Genomic DNA, 18133 nt, shown 5'->3' with positions numbered 1-18133 from the left:
ATGTCGCTGTTCGACGCGTTCCGGCTCGACGGCAAGCGAGTGTTAGTAGTGGGTGGGGCCACCGGCATGGGTGCCGCCGCCGCCGAGGTCGCGCTGGGCCTCGGTGCCGAGGTGACCGTCCTGGACATCGCGGAGATCACCACGGTCGGCGCCAAGGCCATCCACGTCGACCTGCGTGACACCGCGTCCATCGACGCGGCGCTCGCGGCCGCCGGCGCGCCGTACCACGTGGTGCTTTGCGCCGCCGGCGTCGCAGACGGGACCGAGGGCATCGAGAAGACCAACTTCCTCGGCCACAAGTACCTGCTGGAGCGGCTGCTCGCCGCGGACGCGCTGCCGCGTGGCTCGGCCATCGGCTTCATCTCGTCGGCGGCCGGGCTCGGCTGGGAGAAGAACCTCGACGACCTGAAGGTCTACCTCGCGATCGAGGATGTCGCCGAGGCGTCGGCGTGGGCGATCGAGCGCAAGCGGGCCGACTACGTCTGGAGCAAGCAGTCGATCTGCGCGTACGTGGCCACCCAGGCCATGCCGCTGCTGGCTCGTGGCATCCGGATCAACGCGATCTGCCCCGGGCCCACGGACACACCGCTCGCCCGGGCGAACGCCGAGACCTGGCTCGGTTTCGGCGCCGGCTACCGCGCCGAGGTCGGCATCGAGGCGGCGACGCCGCTGGAGCAGGGATACCCGCTGGTGTTCCTGTGCTCGGACGCCGCCGCCGGGATCAGCGGGATCACCCTGATCACCGACGCCGGCCACTTCGCCGCCGGCAACACCGGGGTCTGGCCGGCGGACACCGGCGCGGTCCACTACCTGCTGGGCAAGTTTTGAGCGAGTCAGGCGAGGTCCTCGACGGCGTTCCCGGGCCGGGCGCCGTGCCGTCACTCGAGATCGAGACGGTCGACGTGCCGGGCATCCCCAACGCCCGCCAGGTCCGCCACAGCGCGCGGGACGGGCACGCCCTCGGCCCGATCATGATGGCGACGCGCCGGATCGGCGACGAGCTGCGCGGCTCCTGCCCGGTCTCGCCCGGAATGTGCGTACCGGGGACGAACACCGTCCAGCTCGCCCCGCTCGTGGTCTGGACGGATGTCATCGGCGGTCGGCTGGCGGTCGGCGAGCTCGCGCCGCGGGTGCCCGTCACCCTCGACCTGGACGTGCAGCTCACCGTCCCGCCCCGCCCGACCAGCCAGATCAACGCGACCGGGCGGGTGATCAAGACCGGGCGTTCGGTCGTCGTCCTCGGCGTGGAGTTCACCGACGACGCGGGTGAGCTCCTCGGCGTCGGGGCGGCCGCGTTCATGGCCGCGGGCGATCCGTCGCTCGTGATGCCGCCGATCGTCTGGGAGGACCCGGACGAGGCCCCGCCGCGCCCGCCGCTGCTGACGAGCCTCGCCGAGCACGTCGGCTGCGAGCTCAGGGAGCCCGGTGTCGCGGCCGTCTACCGGACCGTGCACGGACTGAACTCGTCGAACACCGTCAACGGCGGGCTGATCGCGCTAGCGGTCGAGCAGGCGGCACTTTCGCTGAACCCGGGTGTGCCGCTGGCATCGATTACCTTGCGTTATCTACGGCCGGTTCGAATCGGGCCGGCCGTGGCGACGGCGACGGCCCACGGCGGGATGACGACGGTCGAGGTCCGCGACGCGGGCGCCGACGGAAGGCATGCCGTCCGGGCGGTCACGAGAAGTTTCTAGCCGGCGGACCGGACCCGAAAAGACCGGTTTGTGAACGCCCACTCAGGTGTCGGGGTGCACGAAATCCCCGGCACCTGAGCTGGACCTGCCCGCTGGCCGCAGCGTCCTGGCCTGTCGACGCGTCGGCTTGTCGGCTACAGGCGGTAGAGCTTGCGGGCGTTCTCGCCCAGAATCTTCGCGCGGATCTCCGGCGAGAGCGTCGCCATCTTCTCCTCGACTGTCTCCAGCGGGTGCGGGTAGAGACAGGTCGGGTGCGGGAAGTCGGTCTCGAACAGGATGCGGTCCGCGCCGACGGCCTCGACGAGCGCCGGCAGCTTGCCCTGGTTCTTCTCGAACCAGAACGTCGCGTAGATGTTGCTCCTGAAGTACTCAGAGGGCAGCTTCTTCATCTTGGCCAGCTCGCGGGGGGCGTTCTCGTTCATCTCGTAGTCAAGCGTCTCGAGAATGAACGGAATCCAGCCGACGCCGCTTTCGACTGAAACCGTCTGAAGGTCGGGGTGACGGTCGAAGATGCCGGAGAGAATCAGGTTCGTCACGACGCGCGCATTGCCGATGAACAGCAGGGTGCCGCCGATGGCGAGCCGGGTGTTGGCCGCGTGTGACGGCCACGGGTATTTGCCATAGAACGTCATTCCGGTGACGGAGGCGCCGATATGGAAATGCACCGGAAGCTTCAGCTCGGACACGGCCGCCCAGAACGGGTCCCAGGCCGGGTCCGCGAGGTCGGGGGAACCCAGGTCCTGCGGGTCCGACGTCATGTTCACGCCGCGTGCACCGAGCGCGGCCACCCGCTTCGCCTCGGTGACGCACAGGTCGATGTCCCAGGCCGGCATCAGCGGGAGCGGCAGCAGGCGGTTGCCCGACTCCGCCTGGATCTCCGCCATCGAGTCGTTGTAGATCTCGATCGTCAGCCGGGTGAGTGCCGGGTCGTCGACGAGTCCCAGGTCCTGGCCACCGAGGCCGATCGTACTGGGGAAGATGATCTGCGCGTCGATGCCGAGCTCGTCCAGGACGCCGATGCGGACCGCGGGGTCGTAGGCCCCGACGTGGATCTGGTCGTGCGTCCAGTGGAACAGGGCCTTGTCGGCTTCTTCCTTCGTCCCGTCGCGGCCGATGACCCCACCCGGGCTGAACCGCCCCAGCGGGTGGCCGTCCATGACCCACGTCGGCTCGCCGTCGACGATCCGCGGCTGGGGGACCCGGTCCTTGTAGGCCGCGGGAGCGCGCTTGGTGAAAAGATCGGCTGGTTCGGCCCAGTGCGAGTCCGCGTCGACGATGAATAAGCCATTCTTTGACATAGATATCAATGTTAGATTCGTGCCATGGCGTACGCAACCGTAGACGGTTTATCGATCTCCTACGAGCTGATCGGCACGGGCGACGGCCAGGCCTGGGCGATCACGCCCGGTGGCCGTTACAGCAAGGACACGCCGGGTATCCGTGAGTTGGCGGCCGCCCTTGCCGAGGGCACCGGCGGGAAGGCGCTTATCTGGGACCGCCCCAACACGGGCGCCTCGGATGTCTGCTTCACCGGGGAGTCCGAGTCCCAGATGCAGGCGGACGCGCTGGGCGGCCTCATTCGGCAGCTCGAGCTGGGGCCGACCATCATCGCCGGCGGATCGGGCGGCTCCCGGGTGTCCATGCTGACCGCCGCCCGTCACCGGGACCTGTCTGCCGGCCTCGCGATCTGGTGGATCAGTGGCGGGGTGTTCGGGCTCATGAGCATCGGCGTGCACTACGGGTCAGGCTCGTTCCGCGCGGCCTGGGACGACGGCATGCCGGCCGTCGCCGCGTTGCCCGAGTGGGCTGAGGTCATCGAGCGCAACGACGGCAACCGCCAGCGCATCCTCGACCAGGACCGGGCGACGTTCCTCGAGACCATGGAACGCTGGATGGCGGTCTACTGCGTCGACGACGAGGCGCTGGTCCCGGGCCTGTCCGACGACGAGGCGGCCAAGCTCGACCTGCCGACCCTGGTCTTCCGCAGCGGCGCGAGCGACATGCACCACCGCCGCGAGACCTCCGAGAAGATCGCCGCCGCGCTGCCGAACGCGGTCCTGCGCGAGCCGCCGTGGTCGGACACCGAGTGGGCCGACCGCCACACCCCCGAGGCCGCCAAGGAAGGCCTGTTCGCTCACTGGCCGCTGCTGGCGCCCGACCTCCTCTCCTGGTGGGGCGCGAACGGCGCCTGACCGTCGCCCCCGCGGGGGGGGGGCCCCCCCGCCCCCGCCCCGCCCCCGCGGGGGGCCGCCCCCCCCCGGGCCGGCCCACGCCCTTCTTGATAAGTGAATGCATACTTGCCAGCCGGTCTGGCGTACGGGCGTGGGACGGGGAGACGGATGGCGGCACCGTTGCGGGTGGGGTTCCTGGACGACCTGGCGGACGGCCCGCCGAGCCCGACCGACGTCGAGCAGTGGTTACGTCTGGTAGCGGACGAGTACCTCGCGGCCGGCCGCCTGGACCGGGAGGTGGAGGTCGTCGCCTCGTTCGGCCTCGGACTGCCGTCCGGCACGGCGGCGGCCGTCGAGCACGCCTTCGCCCGGCTGGACGCGGCGGACGTGCTGCTCGTCGTCGGGCCGGCGGTCGGCGACAACGCGCTAGTCGCCACCCCCCTCGCCGAGCGGTTCCAGCTCCCGACGATCAACTGGGCCGGCACGGAGCGGGCCCGCGGCGCCTGGATGTTCCACCTGCAGGTCGGCTCGCACGAGGACGAGGGAGCGGTGCTCGCCCAGCACCTGGCGTCGCTGGGCGCCAGCAGGGTTGGCGTCGTCCACGACCGGTCGCCCATCGGGCGGCGCTACCTGCACTACCTGACCACCGAGACCGAGCTGTACGGCGCGGTGGTGACGGCGACGGCCGGGCTGACGCCGCTGGCCGAGGACGCCACGGCGCAGGTCGGGCGAGTGCTGGCGTCCGGGCCCGACGCGCTCGTCTACCTGGGGCTCGGCCGGACGGCGGCCCCGGTGGCGCGCGCGGCCGACGCGGCGGGCTTCGACGGGCCGCGGCTGATGAACTCCGCCGGCATGTTCGGCCGCCAGCCGGAGATCGGCCGGGCCCTGGAGGGCTGGACGTACGTCGACATCTACTCCGACGCCAACCCGGCCCTGGCCGCGCTGCGCGAGCGGCTGGAGGTCCCGCCGGCCCGGGCCGCCGCCGCGGCCAAGGGCTACGACCTGGCCCGGCTGGCCGTCGAAGGCCTGGCCCGCGCCAGCGAGCTGACCCGCGACGGCGTCCGCGACGGGCTGGAGCAGATCAAGTGGCTGCCCGCGACGGAGGGCCACGACGGCACCCAGCTGGGCTTCGGTCACCGCGACCGCGGCGCTCTACACGGCCGCTACCTCGTCCTGCGCCGCTGGCAGGATGGCGAGTCCGTCCAGGTCTAGCGCCGCGACCATCACGGAGGCGGCGCTGGACGTTCGGACCGGGTCCCGAGCGGTCTCAGCAGGGACCGACGCCGAGCACGGTCCAGAACAGGAACAGGAACGCCGCCACGGGGCCGCACCGTGGCTGGGACCTGCCCGGCTTCCTGGTCGGTGCGGGGCTGGCCGACGACTCGCCGTTCGGTCGAGGGCTGGCCTGGGGAGCCGACGTGTGCGCCGGCGCGGGGGAGGCCTGGGCGCGGCCGGCGCCGCCCTGGTCGGCGCCTGGCCCGGCCACGGCGGAGATCGGTTGGGCGGCCGGCGGGGGACCGGCCGCAGTGCTGTCTGTTGGCACCGGGAGCTCGGCGTCGGTCAGGGCCGGCTCGGTGGACGTCGGCGCGGCGTCGACGGGAGTCGGGCTCGTGTCGCCCGGCGCCGTCGCGTCGGTCGAGCCGAGCGCGCTCGGGAAGGCGATCGGCTGTTCCGCGGCTCCGCCGGCCCTGCTGCCGCCGTGCTGGCTGACCGCCGTGACCACGACGCCGGCGATCAGCATGAACAGCAGCGCCAGCATGGCGACGACCACCGACCGCGACACCACCCGCGTCGGCCGGTCCGCCGGGTCGTCCTCGTCCTCGTCGGCGTCCAGCGCCGCGCGACCGGCCGTGTTGGCCGGCTCGATATCGGCTAGCCCGATGTCGGCCAGCCCGCCGTCATCGGAGTCGAGTGGCTCAGCGTCGTCGGCTGGCTCAGCGTCGTCGGCTGGCCCGGCGTCGTCGGTGTCGGCTGGCTCGGCGGCGGCCGTCGCGGTGTCGAGTGGCTCGGGGTTGGGCGGCCCGGTGTTCTGAAGCTCGGTGTTCTGAAGCTCGGGGTCGGGTGGGTCGCTTCTGGGTGGATCGGTGCCGGCGGCCGGCGGATCAGGGGGCTGGCTGTCGGCGGCCTCGGCGCCGTGGGTCTCGTCGACGGCGGCCTCGCTGCCAGCGGTGCCGTCACCGGCCGACGCCGCGGCTTCCGCGCCTAATACCGGATCTTCCGAGTTCTGCATCTGACCCCGCCCAGGTGCGGTCGCAGGCGGCAGTTCCGCTGCGACGGTTCGACCTGCGCGCCGATCGTCGACCCGACCACGCGGCGGCGCTCGGGCCGGCCCCACCCCAGGACCGACGGCGACTACGGACCGGACAGTAACGACAAGGCATGCCAAACGCCACAGATACGCCGACCCTCCGGCACCGTCGGTGCCCCCGCACCCGTCCCCCGCTACCTGGCGCATCCGCCACCAGCCAACCCGATGCGGACAGTGACACTCGCTGCGCGATCAACCGTCGGCGAGTGCTGCCGCGGCCGGGCCGCGGCGGGCGCGCAGGACCGAGTCATGCGTCGCCGCGCCATGGTGCTCGTGAGCCCTGAACGGACGGGTCTCGGCGATCTCGATGATCCAGTCGGGGCCCAGGGTGGCGGCGACCTCGGGAGCGCTCCAGGCCACCTCGGCCAGGTGCGGATCGGGCGCGCCCGGACGACGATCGCCATGCCGGTCGCCGTGCCCGTGGCCGGCACCAGCCTGCGCGGGCGCGCTGGTGCCTTCGGCAGGGGCGTGGCCGACGAGCAGGAGCGTGCCGCCCGCAGCGACGGCCGCCGCCAGGTTCGCGAACAGGGCGCGGCGCGGTCCCGGCGGGAGGCACAGGTAGTGGGAGACGACCAGGTCGAACGTTCCCGGGGCCGGCTCGGTCGCCAGATCGGCCCGTCGCCAGGTGATGCCGTGGCCCTGACGGTCGGCGTGGCGAGCGGCGGCCTCCAGCGCGGCGGGTGAGAGGTCGACGGCGGTGACCTTCCAGCCGCGGTCGGCCAGCCAGCCCGCGTCCGCGCCAGTGCCCGCTCCCGCGTCGAGGACTGTCCCGGCAGGGAGGGCCGCGATCTGCTCGACCAGCACCGGGTTGGGCCGGTCGGGCCCCGGGTGCGCCTCGGCGCGAGCCCGGTGCCGAGCGTCCCAGGCGTCCGGGCCGAAGACCAGGTCCTGCCGGTGGGCACGGTGGGCGTCGAGCGCCACCCGGGTGTCCTCGGTGACCAGGTCCATGTTGATCGCGGCACCGGCGGTGAGACCGGCGGCGGCGGACACCAGGACCTGGGCCTGGGCGCTGGCGACGTTGCCCGCGACCCACACGCCGGGCACGGCGGTCGCGCCCATCGGGTCCGCCTCGATCTGGGAGCCGATGACGAACTCGCCGAGCCGCAGCTCGACGGGCGCCAGGCCCAGCGGCGCGAGCAGGTCGGCCCGGCTCACCATCCTGGTCCCGACGGCGACGGCCCGGCGTGCGACGACCTCACCGGAGCGCAACCGCACGCCGGTGAGCCGGTCGTCGGTGACCTCCAGCCCGGCGACCTCGCCGTCGACGACCCGGATCCCGCGCGCCGCGAGCTGTTCGGCCTGCTCGTCGCCGAGCGGCGGCGAGGTGTGCCGGAACAGGACGACGTCGGCGGTCAGCTGCCGCCACAGCAGGGCCTGATGGACGGCCAACGGCCCGGTGGCCAGGATGCCGACCGGCTGGTCGCGCAGCTCCCAGCCGTGGCAGTACGGGCAGTGCACCACGTCGCGCCCCCACCGATCGGCCAGACCGGGCACGTCGGGAAGCTCGTCTACGAGGCCGGTCGCCACGAGCAGCCGGCGGGCCAGCAAGGTCCGGCCGTCCGCCAGCCCGACCTCGAACCTCGGGCCACCAGCCGGCGAGAGGTCGGCGCCGTCGATCCGCGCGAGCGTGGTGACCGACCCTGACATGATCTGGCCCCCGTAGCCGGCGACCTCGGCGCGGCCTGCCGCCAGCAGGTCGGCCGGGGGAGTGCCCTCGCGGCCGAGGTAGTTGTGCACGCCGTCGGCGGGGGCGTTGCGAGGCGCCCCCGCGTCGACCACCAGAACCGACCGGCGCGCCCGGGCGAGCGTCAGCGCTCCCGAGAGCCCGGCCGCCCCGCCGCCGATGACCACCACGTCGTAGCCGTCGCTGCCGCTCACCTGGTCGGCTGTCTCGATCGCCATGCCTGCCTCCTGTGCGTGCTGCCCGTGGCCGGTCCGTCCGTGGCCGCGGGCTGGTGCTTCGTTCACTCGGGGGCGACAGTGCACCGGCGTGGCCGAGTTTGACAAATTGCTTTGCCAAGATGGCAAACTGGCGGCATGGTGGACCAACGACTGGACGACACGTCCGAGGCCGGGGACGAGCCCGCCCTCGACGACGTGCTGGCGGCGGTGGGGCCGCGGCTGCGGGCGCTGCGGCATGAGCGCCAGGTGACCTTGCCGCAGCTGTCCCAGGCGACCGGCATCTCCGTCAGCACGCTGTCACGGCTGGAGTCCGGGCAACGGAAGCTCACCTTGGAGCTGTTGCTGCCGCTGGCCCGAGCCCATCAGGTACCGCTCGACGAGCTCGTCGGTCACCCGCCGACCGCCGACCCGCGGATTCATCCGCGCCCGTTCCAGCGCAACGGCATGACGTTCATGCCGCTGACCCGCCGCCCCGGCGGGCTGCAGGCGTTCAAGATGCTCATTCCGGCCCACTGGCCGGTGGGCGAGCCGCAGCCGCAGGTCCACGAGGGCTACGAGTGGCTCTACGTGCTCTCCGGCCGGCTGCGGCTGCTGCTTGGCGAGCACGACCTCCTGCTCGGCGCAGGCGAGGCCGCCGAGTTCGACACGCACGTGCCACACGCCTTCGCGAACCCGACCGCGCAGCCAGCCGAGATCCTCAGCCTCTTCGGCCCACAGGGCGAGCGCCTCCACCTACGCGCCCGCCCAACGCCCCGGACCACCGACAACTGACCGGCTCGCTCGGCGGTCAGCCATGATCGCTGTTTTGGCCCTCGGGTGGTCGTTGCGGGGCCTGTTTCATAGCCACCAGAGGACGAAAACAGCGATCAAGACGACGGGTGGACCTTGGCGGACCCGGGCCGGTTACTCGGTGGGGCCGAGCCGGGAGCCGGGGCGGAACGTGAGCGGGAGGCTGTGCGGGGCGCGGGTGAGGGTGTTGTGGAAGTGCACCTGGGCGCCGTCGGCCAGCCGGACGTCGTCCAGCCGGCGGGTCAGCTCCTCCAGCGCGACGCGCAGGTTCAGCCGGGCGACCGCGGAGCCCAGGCAGCGGTGCGGCCCGGCGCCGAAGGCGACGTGACGGTTGGGGGAGCGGGTGGCGTCGAACAGCTCGCCGCCCGGGAACTCGGCCGTGTCGTGGTTCGCCGACGCCCAGTACATGAGCACCTTGTCGCCCTTGGCGATCTGGCGGCCGCCGAGCTCGACGTCGCGGGTGGCGGTGCGGGCGACGGCGATGAACGGCGAGTCGAGGCGCAGCAGCTCCTCGACCGCGGTCGGGATCAGCGCGGGGTCGGCCCGCAGCTGCGCGGGGATCTCCGGCTGCGCGGCGAACCGCAACATTATCAGGCCCAGTGCCCCGGCGGTGGTCTCCAGCCCGCCGAGGATGAGCAGCTGGATGATGCCGGTCGTCTCGCCCTCGGTCAGCGGGCGCCCCTCGTACTCGGCGGCGAGGATCGCGTCGACGACGTCACCCTTGGGCTCGCCGGCCCGCCGGGTCGCGACGAGGTCGGAGATCCAGGCGGAGAGCCCGGCCCAGCACTCCCGTGCCTGCGGATGGTTCGGCACCGACGCGGCCGACGCCAGCAGGGAGACCTTCTCCAGGTCCTCCCGCGGCGCGTGCAGGGCGAGGTCGAAGAAGGCGATGCTGGGGAACGGCCGGGCGAAGTCGTCCATGAACTCACACGAGCCGCGCTCGATCATGTCGTCGAGCAGCCGGGTCACCAGCGCCCGGACCGGTGCCTCCCAGTGTGCGATCGCCCGAGGCGTCAGGTGCTGGTTGACCAGCCGCTTGTAGACGCGCTGCTCGGGTGGGTCCACCTCGACCGGGATGTTGCGGACGTGGCCTCGGCTCGGCGGGATGTTCAGGCCGTCGGTCGAGGTGAACGTCTCCCAGTCCTGCGCGACCCGCAGCACGTCCTCGTACTTCGTAACGACCCAGTAGCCGCCGTGCAGCTCGCTGTGCGCGACCGGGCAGAGCGACCGCATCCGGCTGAGCGTCTCCGGCAGCACCGGGGCGAGCTCCGGCGCGACGTGGTCGAACTCCCGCAGGCACCACTCGTCCGGCATCCGGCCGTCTGGTAGCCGGCGCTGCGGCACCGCGGCGGACACGTCTGTTAAGCCGGCGGCCGGTGTCGACGCTGTCGTGTCCATCTGCTCATCACTCCGTGTTGATCCAGACCGATTTCACGTTGAGGTAGCTCTCCAGCGAGCTCTGGCCCATCTCGCGGCCGTACCCGCTGGTCTTGTAGCCGCCGAAGGGCACGGCCGGGTCCATGTCCAGCATGGTGTTCACCCAGACGGTGCCGACCCGCAGGCCGTTCGCCATCCGGAACGCGCGGCCGACGTCGCGGGTCCACACCCCGCCGGCCAGGCCGAACGGGCTGTCGTTGGACCGGGCCGTCGCCTCTTCGAGGGTGTCGAACGGCAGGACGCAGGCGACCGGGCCGAAGATCTCCTCGCGGGCGACCCGCATGTCGTCGCGGACGTCGGCGAAGACCGTCGGCGCGACGAAGAAGCCGTCACCCAGCTCGCCGTCGGCCAGCCGCCGCCCGCCCGCGGTCGTGCGGACCCCTTCGGCCTTGCCCAGGTCGAGGTAGCCCACCACCCGGTCGAGCTGGCGGGCCGAGACGACCGGCCCGATCACGGTTTCCGGGTCCAGGCTGTCGCCGACCCGCAGGCCGTCCGCGAACGTCGACATCCGGTCGACGAACTCGTCGTAGACCGGCCGTTCGACGTACACCCGGCTGCCCGCGCAGCAGATCTGGCCCGAGTTCAGGAAGACGCCCATCGAGACGCCGGGGACGGCACGGTCCAGGTCGGCGTCGGCGAACACGACGTCCGGCGACTTGCCGCCGAGCTCCACCGTGACCCGTTTGACGTTGCCGGCCGAGGCCCGGATGATCTGCTGCCCGACGGCCGTCGAACCGGTGAACGCGACCTTGTCGACGCCCGGATGCTCCGCCAGGGCAGCGCCGACGGTGGCGCCGAGGCCGGTGACGACGTTGACGACACCGGCCGGCAGCCCGATCTCGACGAGCAGCTCACCGAGGCGGATCGCGACGAGGCTCGCCTCCTCGGAGGGCTTGAGCACCATCGTGCAGCCGGTGGCGAGCACCGGCGCGATCTTCCAGATGGCGTTGCTGATCGGCCGGTTCCACGGCACGATCGCCGCGACGACGCCGACCGGCTCCTTCTGCGTGTAGGTGAAGACCGACCCCGGCAGCGAGTTCTGGATCGTCTCACCCTGGATCTTCGTCGCCCAGCCGGCGAAGTAGCGCAGCACGCTGGCTTCCCAGGAGGTGCGCGCCTTCGTCCGGGGGCGCCCGATCGGAACGCCCATATCGAGCGTCTCCAGCAGGCGCAGCTCCTCGAAGTCGCGCTGGACCGCGTCGGCGAACGCCCACAGGAGGTCCTGGCGGTGGCGCGGGGTCAGCCGCGGCCAGGGCCCGCCGTCGAAAGCGGCCCGGGCCGCCGCGACGGCCCGGTCGACGTCGGTGGCGTCGCCCTCGGCGAGCTCGGCGATCGTCGCGCCGGTCGACGGGTTGACGCTGGTGAACCTCCGCCCGCCGGCCGCGTCGACCCACTCGCCGCCGATCAGCAGCTTCTTGGGACCGGCCTTCAGGAAGTCCGGCGTCGGTCGGACGGATGCCGTGAGGGCGGGCGTCACCCGGGTTCCTCGGCTGGCGAGGCCGTGACCTCGCTGAGCAGCTCATAGAACAGGACGACGGGCGGTGGCTTCAGGGAGAGCGCGTCGCTGGCGGTGCCCGGCGGCCGGGACCGCATCGCGACCAGGGCGGCGTCCAGGTCCTCGGCCTCGACCTCATAGACGGCCAGGTAGCCCTGCACGGACTCGGGAGCCTTGATCGGGCCGGTGGCCCGCAGCCGGTAGCGACGCGCGGCCGTGAAACCGGCGACGGACAGCATCTCCGGGAGGTGGTCCTCGTCGTACCACTTGTTGAAGTCGGCGTCCTGCTCCGGGCTCGCCGGGCTGGACTGCACGACCATGATTCCTCTGGGCATGACGAGTCCCCTCAGCGGTCCGGCAGGGCTTCGAGCCGAACGTAACACTACAGAGCGAGTACTCGCTAGCTTGCGCGGTTTGGCCGGCCGGCCGGCCCACCGGGGCCACTCTGACCTGGCTTCGGGTCATAAATTAGTGAGGACTCACTTGAGAGCGGCCTGTGACCACGGTTACGCTCTGTCCCGCGATCTCCGGCACTGGTCCTGGCCGGGTCACCGCACCAGCCTTCCCCCGCCCGCGGCGGGGGTGCCGCCGGGAGGAAGAACCGTTGTCGCAGCTTTGGCAGTTCGCCCTGATCGGATTAGCCGGCGGCGGCGCGTACGCGCTCGTCGCGCTTGGCGTCGTCGCCGTCTACCGGGGCTCGGGCGTCCTGAACTTCGCCCAGGGCGCCATCGGCATGGTCGGCAGCTACGTCTTCTGGGACCTGCACGCGGGTAGCGAGGGCGCCGGCCTGTACGGCGGCACCACCAGCAGCGGCGCCATCGCCTCGCTGCCGGTCGCGCCCGCGATGCTGATCGGCGTGGCCAGCGGCGCGGTGCTGGGGCTGCTGTTCTACCTGCTCGTGGTCCGGCTGCTGCGCAACGTCCCCGACATGGCCAAGGTGGTCGCCACGCTCGGCCTCATGCTGCTGCTGCAGAGCGCGGTCGTGAAGCGGTACGGCACCGAGTCCCACCTGCTGCCCCCGCTGTTCGGCCGCGGCAAGATCAAGATTCTCGGCGGTCTGATCACCTACGACACCCTCGCCATCCTGGTCGTCACGATCGGGCTCGCCGTCGGGCTGTCGCTGATGTTCTCGCGGACGAAGCTCGGGATGAACGCGACCGCGCTGCGGGAGAACCCGACCGCCGCCAGCGGGATCGGCATCTCCCCGCACCCCACCGGCCTGATCACCTGGGGCGTCGGCGGCGCCATGGCCGCGTTCGCCGGCATCCTGCTGATCCCGGTGATCGGACTGACGCCGGACGCGCTCACCCTGCTGGTGATCCCGGCGATGGCGGCGGCGCTCGTCGGCCGGTTCAACGCCGTGTGGACGACGGTCGGCATCGGTCTCGCGCTCGGTGTCGCCGAGTCGGTGATGCGTCGCTACAGCATCAACAACGGCGTCATCTCGTCCGTCCCGTTCGCCGTGATCATCGTAACCGTGGTCCTCGGCGGCGCGGCCATGCCCGGGCGGGGCGAGGCGCTGAGTGGCCGCCTGCCGCGGGCGGGCAGCGGCCGGCTGCGCCCGGTGACCGGGCTGGTCTGGGTCCTCGCCGCAGTGGCGATCCCGCTGTTCGCCGCGCCGTCCTGGTCGGCGGCGATGACCAACAGCGCGCTGTTCGGCCTGCTCGGCCTGTCGGTCGTCGTCGTCACCGGCTATGCGGGGCAGATCAGCGTCGCGTGCGCGGCGCTCGCCGGCTTCGGGTCGTTCGCCGCCGCCCGGGCCAGCAGCGACCTGCACCTGCCGTTCCTGGTCTGCCTGATCGTCGGCACCGCGGCGGCCGTGCTTCTAGGGGTCGTCTTCGGCGCTCCCGCGGTGCGGGTTCGCGGCGTCAACCTGGCGATCGTCACGCTGGGCCTGTCCCTCGCGGTCGAGAACCTGGTGCTCAGCCAGCCGAAGATGACCGGCGGCCTCGACGGGCTGCACATCCACCGCCCTAGCCTGTTCGGCCTGGACCTCAGCCCGTCCGCGCATCCCGACCGGTTCGCCTACGTGTGCATCGCGGCCTTCGTCCTGTGCGGCCTGGCGGTGCTGAACCTGCGTCGCGGTGAGGCCGGGCGGCGGCTGCTCGCGGTGCGGGCCAACGAGCGGGGCGCGGCCGCTCTCGGCGTGTCGGTGCCCGGCACCAAGCTCGGCGCCTTCGCCATCTCGGCCGGCATCGCCGGGCTCGCGGGCGCGCTGTCGGCCTTCCAGTTCCAGCTAGCGGACTTCACCGACTTCGGGGTCTTCCGGTCGATCTCGGTGCTCGCCTTCACGGTCGTCGGCGGCGTCGGGTTCGTCGCCGGCGCGGTGTTCGCCGCGACGACCGCGGTCGGCGGTGTCGTCGCGACCGCCATCTCCGACCTGCTGAGCGTCGACTCGATCGACGCGTGGCTCTCGATCGCGACCGGGCTCGTCGTGCTGGACGCGATGGTGCGCTCGCCGAGCGGCATCGTCCCGGCCCAGGCCGCCCTCAAGGACGCCGTCGTCCGGCTGGTGGCCCGCGCTGTCCGGCGCGGTCCGGCACCGGCGGCCGGCGACGCGGGCGCCGTCGCCGCCGCGTCGCCCGGCGGCCCGGTGTCCTTCGAGCCGAGCTGCCCGGTTCCCGCCGGCGAGACGGTTCTCGTCGCCCGCGACATCCGGGTGACCTATGGGACAGCGGTCGCCGTCGACGGGGTGTCCTTCGAGCTGGTCGCCGGCCGCGTGGTCGGGGTGATCGGGCCGAACGGAGCCGGCAAGACCAGCCTCATCGACGCCGTGACGGGCTTCACCAGGACCTCCGGCGGATCCGTCGAGCTGCTCGGACGGGACATCGGCGCGCTGCGGGCCCCGGCCCGCGCCCGCCACGGCCTTGGGCGCACGTTCCAGAACCTGGAGCTGTTCGACGACCTGTCGGTCCGCGAGAACGTCCTCACCGGCCTGGACGGCCGGGGCCCGCTGGCCTACGTGCGTGACCTGTTCTGGCCGCGCCGCGGGGTGCTGTCCGACGCGGCGGCCGCCGCCGTCACGCTGCTCGGGCTCGACGACGTGCTGGACACCGTGGTCGCCGACCTGCCGCAGGGCCGCCGGCGGATGGTGGCGATCGCCCGCCTGGTCGCGCAGCGGCCGGCGGCGGTGCTGCTCGACGAGCCGGCCGCCGGACTGAACGGTTCGGAGCGGCGCACGGCCAGCGAGCTGTTCCGGCTGCTCGCGCGGCAGTCCGGGGCCGCCGTACTGCTGGTCGAGCACAACATCGACGTGGTGGCCGCGACCTGCGACCACGTGGTGGTGCTCGACTTCGGCCGCGTCATCGCGTCGGGCTCGCCGGACGAGGTGCTGCGTGACCCGGCGGTCCGCGCCGCCTACCTGGGCAAGCTCAGCGGCGAGGCCCAGGGCGAGCCAGCCGCCGAGCCGGAGCCGACCGCCGAGCCGGAGCCGGCAGCCGAGACGGTCGTGGAGGCTGGCGGCCCGATCGCTCCGGTGGCGGGATAACCGAATTGCCCAGGCTTGTTCGTGGCCTCTTCCGCCACGAACTCGCGGCGAAGAGGAAAAGGGATCGGGATCGTGCCATTCGCGGCGATCCCCATCCCGTTCCCCGGCGGCACGGGTTAGCGGCGGCGCCGGGTCGGCTCAAGGGTCGGGAAAAAGCCCTTCACCGTGCTCTGGGAGACCAGGGTGACGGCCCGGTCCTTGTTGAACAGGTCGTTGTGCCGGCTTTCCAGCGCGAGCACGAGCGCGATGCCCATGACGGCCCGGGCGGAGATGTCCGGCGACTCGAACTCGAAGCCGTACCTGTCCTCGACCTCGCGCCAGGCCTCGGCCAGCCGGTCCATCGCGACGGTGAAGTGCTTGCGGTAGAAGCGGCGCGCCACCTTCGGATCGCCGAACAGCACCAGCCCGAGCAGGGGGAGGATCTCCTCCAGGGTGGCGATGAGCTGCCGGTACAGGCCGTTGAGGGTCTCCAGCTGGCGTTCCGGCGTGAGCGGCTCGTCGAGGTCGACCACCTCGGTGGCCGCGACCAGCTCGTCCACCGCCTGGCGCAGCGGCTCGAAGACCGCCTCGTAGAAGAGCTGGTCCTTGCTCTCGAAATGCCGGTAGATCACACCTTCGCTGATACCGCCGCGCTCGGCGATCTGCTTGATGGTCGTACCGTTCATGTCGCCGGTCTCGACGAACGCCTGGCGGGCGGCCTTCAGAATGGAGCTCTTGCGGGCCTCGGCGGTCAGCCGTCGCGGCCGCGGCCTGGCCTCGGCGGCCGCGCTCGCGCCGTCGGACGCCGCCGTCTGCTCCACGGTCGGCTGGTCGGCCATCGGTCCTCCAGTAGCGGTGGCTCTCCTGATACGGAGCTCCTCCGAGTACGGAGCCCAGTCGCCAGGTGAATGAACGTACGCTATCTTACCCGCCCGATCATGAGAGTTTTGGCAACCGCCCCGAGGGCTACCGCGCTGATCTCGACATCGATGTCGGTCGCTTGACACACGCGGAACCGAAATTCTAGGCTCTCTTATAGAATGAGGACTCACTTACTTAGAGGACTTGCTTACTTGGAGTCGCGTACTTCAACCGCGAGTGAGAGCCATGCATGACGTCGTGATCCGTGGTGGTGAGGTCGTCGACGGCACCGGTGTCCCAGCCCGGCCGGCCGACGTCGCCATCGACGGCGACCGCGTCACCGCGGTCGGCACCGTCGTCGAGCGCGGCCGCCGTGAGCTCGACGCCGCCGGCCGGCTGGTGACCCCCGGCTTCGTCGACATCCACACCCACCTCGACGCCCAGCTCTTCTGGGACCCGGTCGCGAGCCCGTCCAGCTGGCACGGGGTGACGACGCTGGTGCTCGGCAACTGCGGGGTCACGTTCGCGCCGGTCCGCGCCGGCCAGGAGCGCTACCTCGCGGAGATGATGGAGGCCGTCGAGGACATCCCCGCCGACACGATCATGGCGGGCCTCGGCGACTGGGGCTGGGAGTCCTATGGCGACTACCTGCGGGCCCTGGGCGGCCGCGGGCTTGGGGTGAACGTCGGCGGCCTCGTCGGCCACTGCGCACTGCGGTACTACGTGATGGGCGAGCGCGCCCTCGACGACGCACCGGCCGGCGCGGACGACCTGGCCGAGATGGCAGCCGTCGTCGGCGCGGCGATCGACGCGGGCGCGCTGGGCTTCTCCACGTCACGCAGCTTCCTGCACACGGTCCCCGACGGCCGCCCGGTGCCGGGAACGTACGCCCGCCCCGAGGAGCTGGCCGCGATCGCCGGGGCGCTCGCCGCCCGCGGCCGCGGCACGATCGAGGTCGTCCCGCGCATCGGCGAACGAGACGGCGCCACCCGGCAGAACTCGGTCGCCGAGCTCGCCTGGATGGCGGACGTCAGCCGTGCCTCCGGCCGTCCACTCACGTTCGCGATCACCCAGAGTGACCGTCGGCCCGATCTGTGGTCCTGGGTGATGGACCAGGTCCGCGCCGCCCGCGCCCGGGGCGCCGACCTGCGCCCGCAGACCTCCGCCCGCGGCATCGGCATCCACTACGGCCTGGCGGCCCGGACTCCCTACGAGAACCTGCCGGCCTGGGCCGAGATCTGGTCGCTCCCGCTGGCCGACCGTCTCGCCGCGATCGCCGACGACTCCGTCCGCGCGCGCCTGGTCGCGGCGGCGGACGAGCCGGCCAACCTCGCCGGCCCGCTCGCGCCCAAGGACCCGGCCAGGCTCTACCTGCTGCGGCCCGGCCCGGCCGGCTACGACGTGCGACCCGAGAACAGCCTGGCCGCCGACGCCGCCCGCCGAGGCGTCTCGCCCGCCGCGGCCTTCCTCGCCTTCCTGACCGAGACCGCCGGGAACGGGCTGTTGTACTACCCGGTGCTCAACCAGGACCTCGACGCCGTCGCCGCCATGCTCACCAACCCCGACGTGGTCGTCGGGGTCGCGGACGCCGGCGCACACGTCGCGATGACGATGGACGCCGGCCAGAGCACCTACCTGCTCAAGCACTGGGTCCGCGAGCGAGGCCTGCTCGGCATCGAGCGCGCCGTGCACAAGCTGACCCTCGAAGGCGCCCAGCTGTTCGGGATCGAGGACCGCGGCGTGCTCGTCCCCGGCGCGTTCGCCGACGTCAACGTGCTCGACCTGGACCGGCTCGACCTGGACACACCGGTGATGCGCGCCGACCTTCCGCTCGGCGCCCAGCGGTTCGTGCAGCGGGCCCGCGGCTACGACTACACCCTCGTCAACGGCGCCGTCCTGGTAGAGGCCGACGAGCTGACCGACGCGCGCCCCGGTCAGCTCGTCACGGCGAGCTGACCCGGTGGGTGGAGAAGCAGTGGGTGGAGAAACGATTGAGTGCGGCGACGAGCG

At 72.2% G+C, this 18133-nt stretch carries 14 protein-coding genes; 7 read left to right on the top strand and 7 right to left on the bottom strand.

What is annotated here, in order from left to right:
• Together I6A60_RS09775 and I6A60_RS09770 are read left to right on the top strand one after the other, a co-directional pair.
• Positions 1-828, top strand: a complete 828-nt coding sequence (locus I6A60_RS09775) for an SDR family oxidoreductase (RefSeq protein ID WP_203021582.1) — start codon at positions 1-3, stop codon at positions 826-828.
• Positions 825-1694 (top strand): hotdog domain-containing protein, encoded by an 870-nt coding sequence (locus tag I6A60_RS09770; protein ID WP_203021581.1) that lies wholly within the window; start codon positions 825-827, stop codon positions 1692-1694. The genes I6A60_RS09775 and I6A60_RS09770 overlap by 4 nt, the downstream gene beginning before the upstream one ends.
• A gap of 134 nt (positions 1695-1828) precedes the next feature.
• Here I6A60_RS09770 and I6A60_RS09765 read toward each other — a convergent pair whose 3' ends face one another.
• Positions 1829-2992: an amidohydrolase family protein gene (locus I6A60_RS09765; RefSeq protein ID WP_203021580.1), complete on the bottom strand. Its 1164-nt coding sequence runs from the start codon at positions 2990-2992 to the stop codon at positions 1829-1831.
• A 24-nt stretch (positions 2993-3016) separates the two neighbouring features.
• Between I6A60_RS09765 and I6A60_RS09760 the strand changes: the two genes are divergently transcribed.
• Together I6A60_RS09760 and I6A60_RS09755 are read left to right on the top strand one after the other, a co-directional pair.
• The gene (locus tag I6A60_RS09760) at positions 3017-3886 is read left to right on the top strand and encodes an alpha/beta fold hydrolase (protein ID WP_203021579.1); all 870 of its coding nucleotides are present in this window, start codon (positions 3017-3019) and stop codon (positions 3884-3886) included.
• Between the two features lie 147 nt (positions 3887-4033).
• Entirely contained in the window at positions 4034-5077 is a 1044-nt protein-coding gene (locus tag I6A60_RS09755) for an ABC transporter substrate-binding protein (RefSeq protein ID WP_203015381.1), read from the top strand.
• 55 nt (positions 5078-5132) lie between these two features.
• Here I6A60_RS09755 and I6A60_RS09750 read toward each other — a convergent pair whose 3' ends face one another.
• Positions 5133-6095, bottom strand: a complete 963-nt coding sequence (locus tag I6A60_RS09750) for a hypothetical protein (RefSeq protein WP_203015382.1) — start codon at positions 6093-6095, stop codon at positions 5133-5135.
• 270 nt (positions 6096-6365) lie between these two features.
• Positions 6366-8075: a bifunctional NAD(P)/FAD-dependent oxidoreductase/class I SAM-dependent methyltransferase gene (locus I6A60_RS09745; RefSeq protein WP_203015383.1), complete on the bottom strand. Its 1710-nt coding sequence runs from the start codon at positions 8073-8075 to the stop codon at positions 6366-6368.
• A 135-nt stretch (positions 8076-8210) separates the two neighbouring features.
• On the opposite strand from I6A60_RS09745, the gene I6A60_RS09740 reads away from it, so the two are divergent.
• On the top strand, positions 8211-8846 hold the full coding sequence (locus I6A60_RS09740; RefSeq protein ID WP_203015384.1) for a helix-turn-helix domain-containing protein: 636 nt from the start codon (positions 8211-8213) through the stop codon (positions 8844-8846).
• A 132-nt stretch (positions 8847-8978) separates the two neighbouring features.
• Here I6A60_RS09740 and I6A60_RS09735 read toward each other — a convergent pair whose 3' ends face one another.
• Genes I6A60_RS09735 through I6A60_RS09725 form a run of 3 tightly spaced genes read right to left on the bottom strand, consistent with a single transcriptional unit; the run spans position 8979 to position 12131 of the window.
• A complete protein-coding gene (locus I6A60_RS09735; RefSeq protein WP_203015385.1) occupies positions 8979-10262 on the bottom strand; it encodes a cytochrome P450 in 1284 nt (427 codons plus the stop codon).
• Positions 10263-10269: 7 nt separating this feature from the next.
• Positions 10270-11778 (bottom strand): aldehyde dehydrogenase family protein, encoded by a 1509-nt coding sequence (locus tag I6A60_RS09730; RefSeq protein ID WP_203015386.1) that lies wholly within the window; start codon positions 11776-11778, stop codon positions 10270-10272.
• Complete coding sequence (locus I6A60_RS09725) at positions 11775-12131, bottom strand: DUF4286 family protein (RefSeq protein ID WP_203015387.1); 357 nt, start codon at positions 12129-12131, stop codon at positions 11775-11777. The genes I6A60_RS09730 and I6A60_RS09725 overlap by 4 nt, the downstream gene beginning before the upstream one ends.
• Before the next feature lie 269 nt (positions 12132-12400).
• On the opposite strand from I6A60_RS09725, the gene I6A60_RS09720 reads away from it, so the two are divergent.
• Positions 12401-15283: a branched-chain amino acid ABC transporter permease/ATP-binding protein gene (locus I6A60_RS09720; protein WP_203015388.1), complete on the top strand. Its 2883-nt coding sequence runs from the start codon at positions 12401-12403 to the stop codon at positions 15281-15283.
• A gap of 116 nt (positions 15284-15399) precedes the next feature.
• Here the strand turns inward: I6A60_RS09720 and I6A60_RS09715 are convergent, their stop codons facing one another.
• Entirely contained in the window at positions 15400-16101 is a 702-nt protein-coding gene (locus I6A60_RS09715; protein WP_238435099.1) for a TetR/AcrR family transcriptional regulator, read from the bottom strand.
• Between the two features lie 268 nt (positions 16102-16369).
• On the opposite strand from I6A60_RS09715, the gene I6A60_RS09710 reads away from it, so the two are divergent.
• Entirely contained in the window at positions 16370-18079 is a 1710-nt protein-coding gene (locus tag I6A60_RS09710; protein ID WP_203015389.1) for an amidohydrolase family protein, read from the top strand.
• Positions 18080-18133 lie beyond the last annotated feature (54 nt).

It is taken from the genome of Frankia sp. AgB1.9 (assembly GCF_016786355.1).
Classification (GTDB): domain Bacteria; phylum Actinomycetota; class Actinomycetes; order Frankiales; family Frankiaceae; genus Pseudofrankia.
This window is presented reverse-complemented; position numbering and strand designations above follow the sequence as displayed.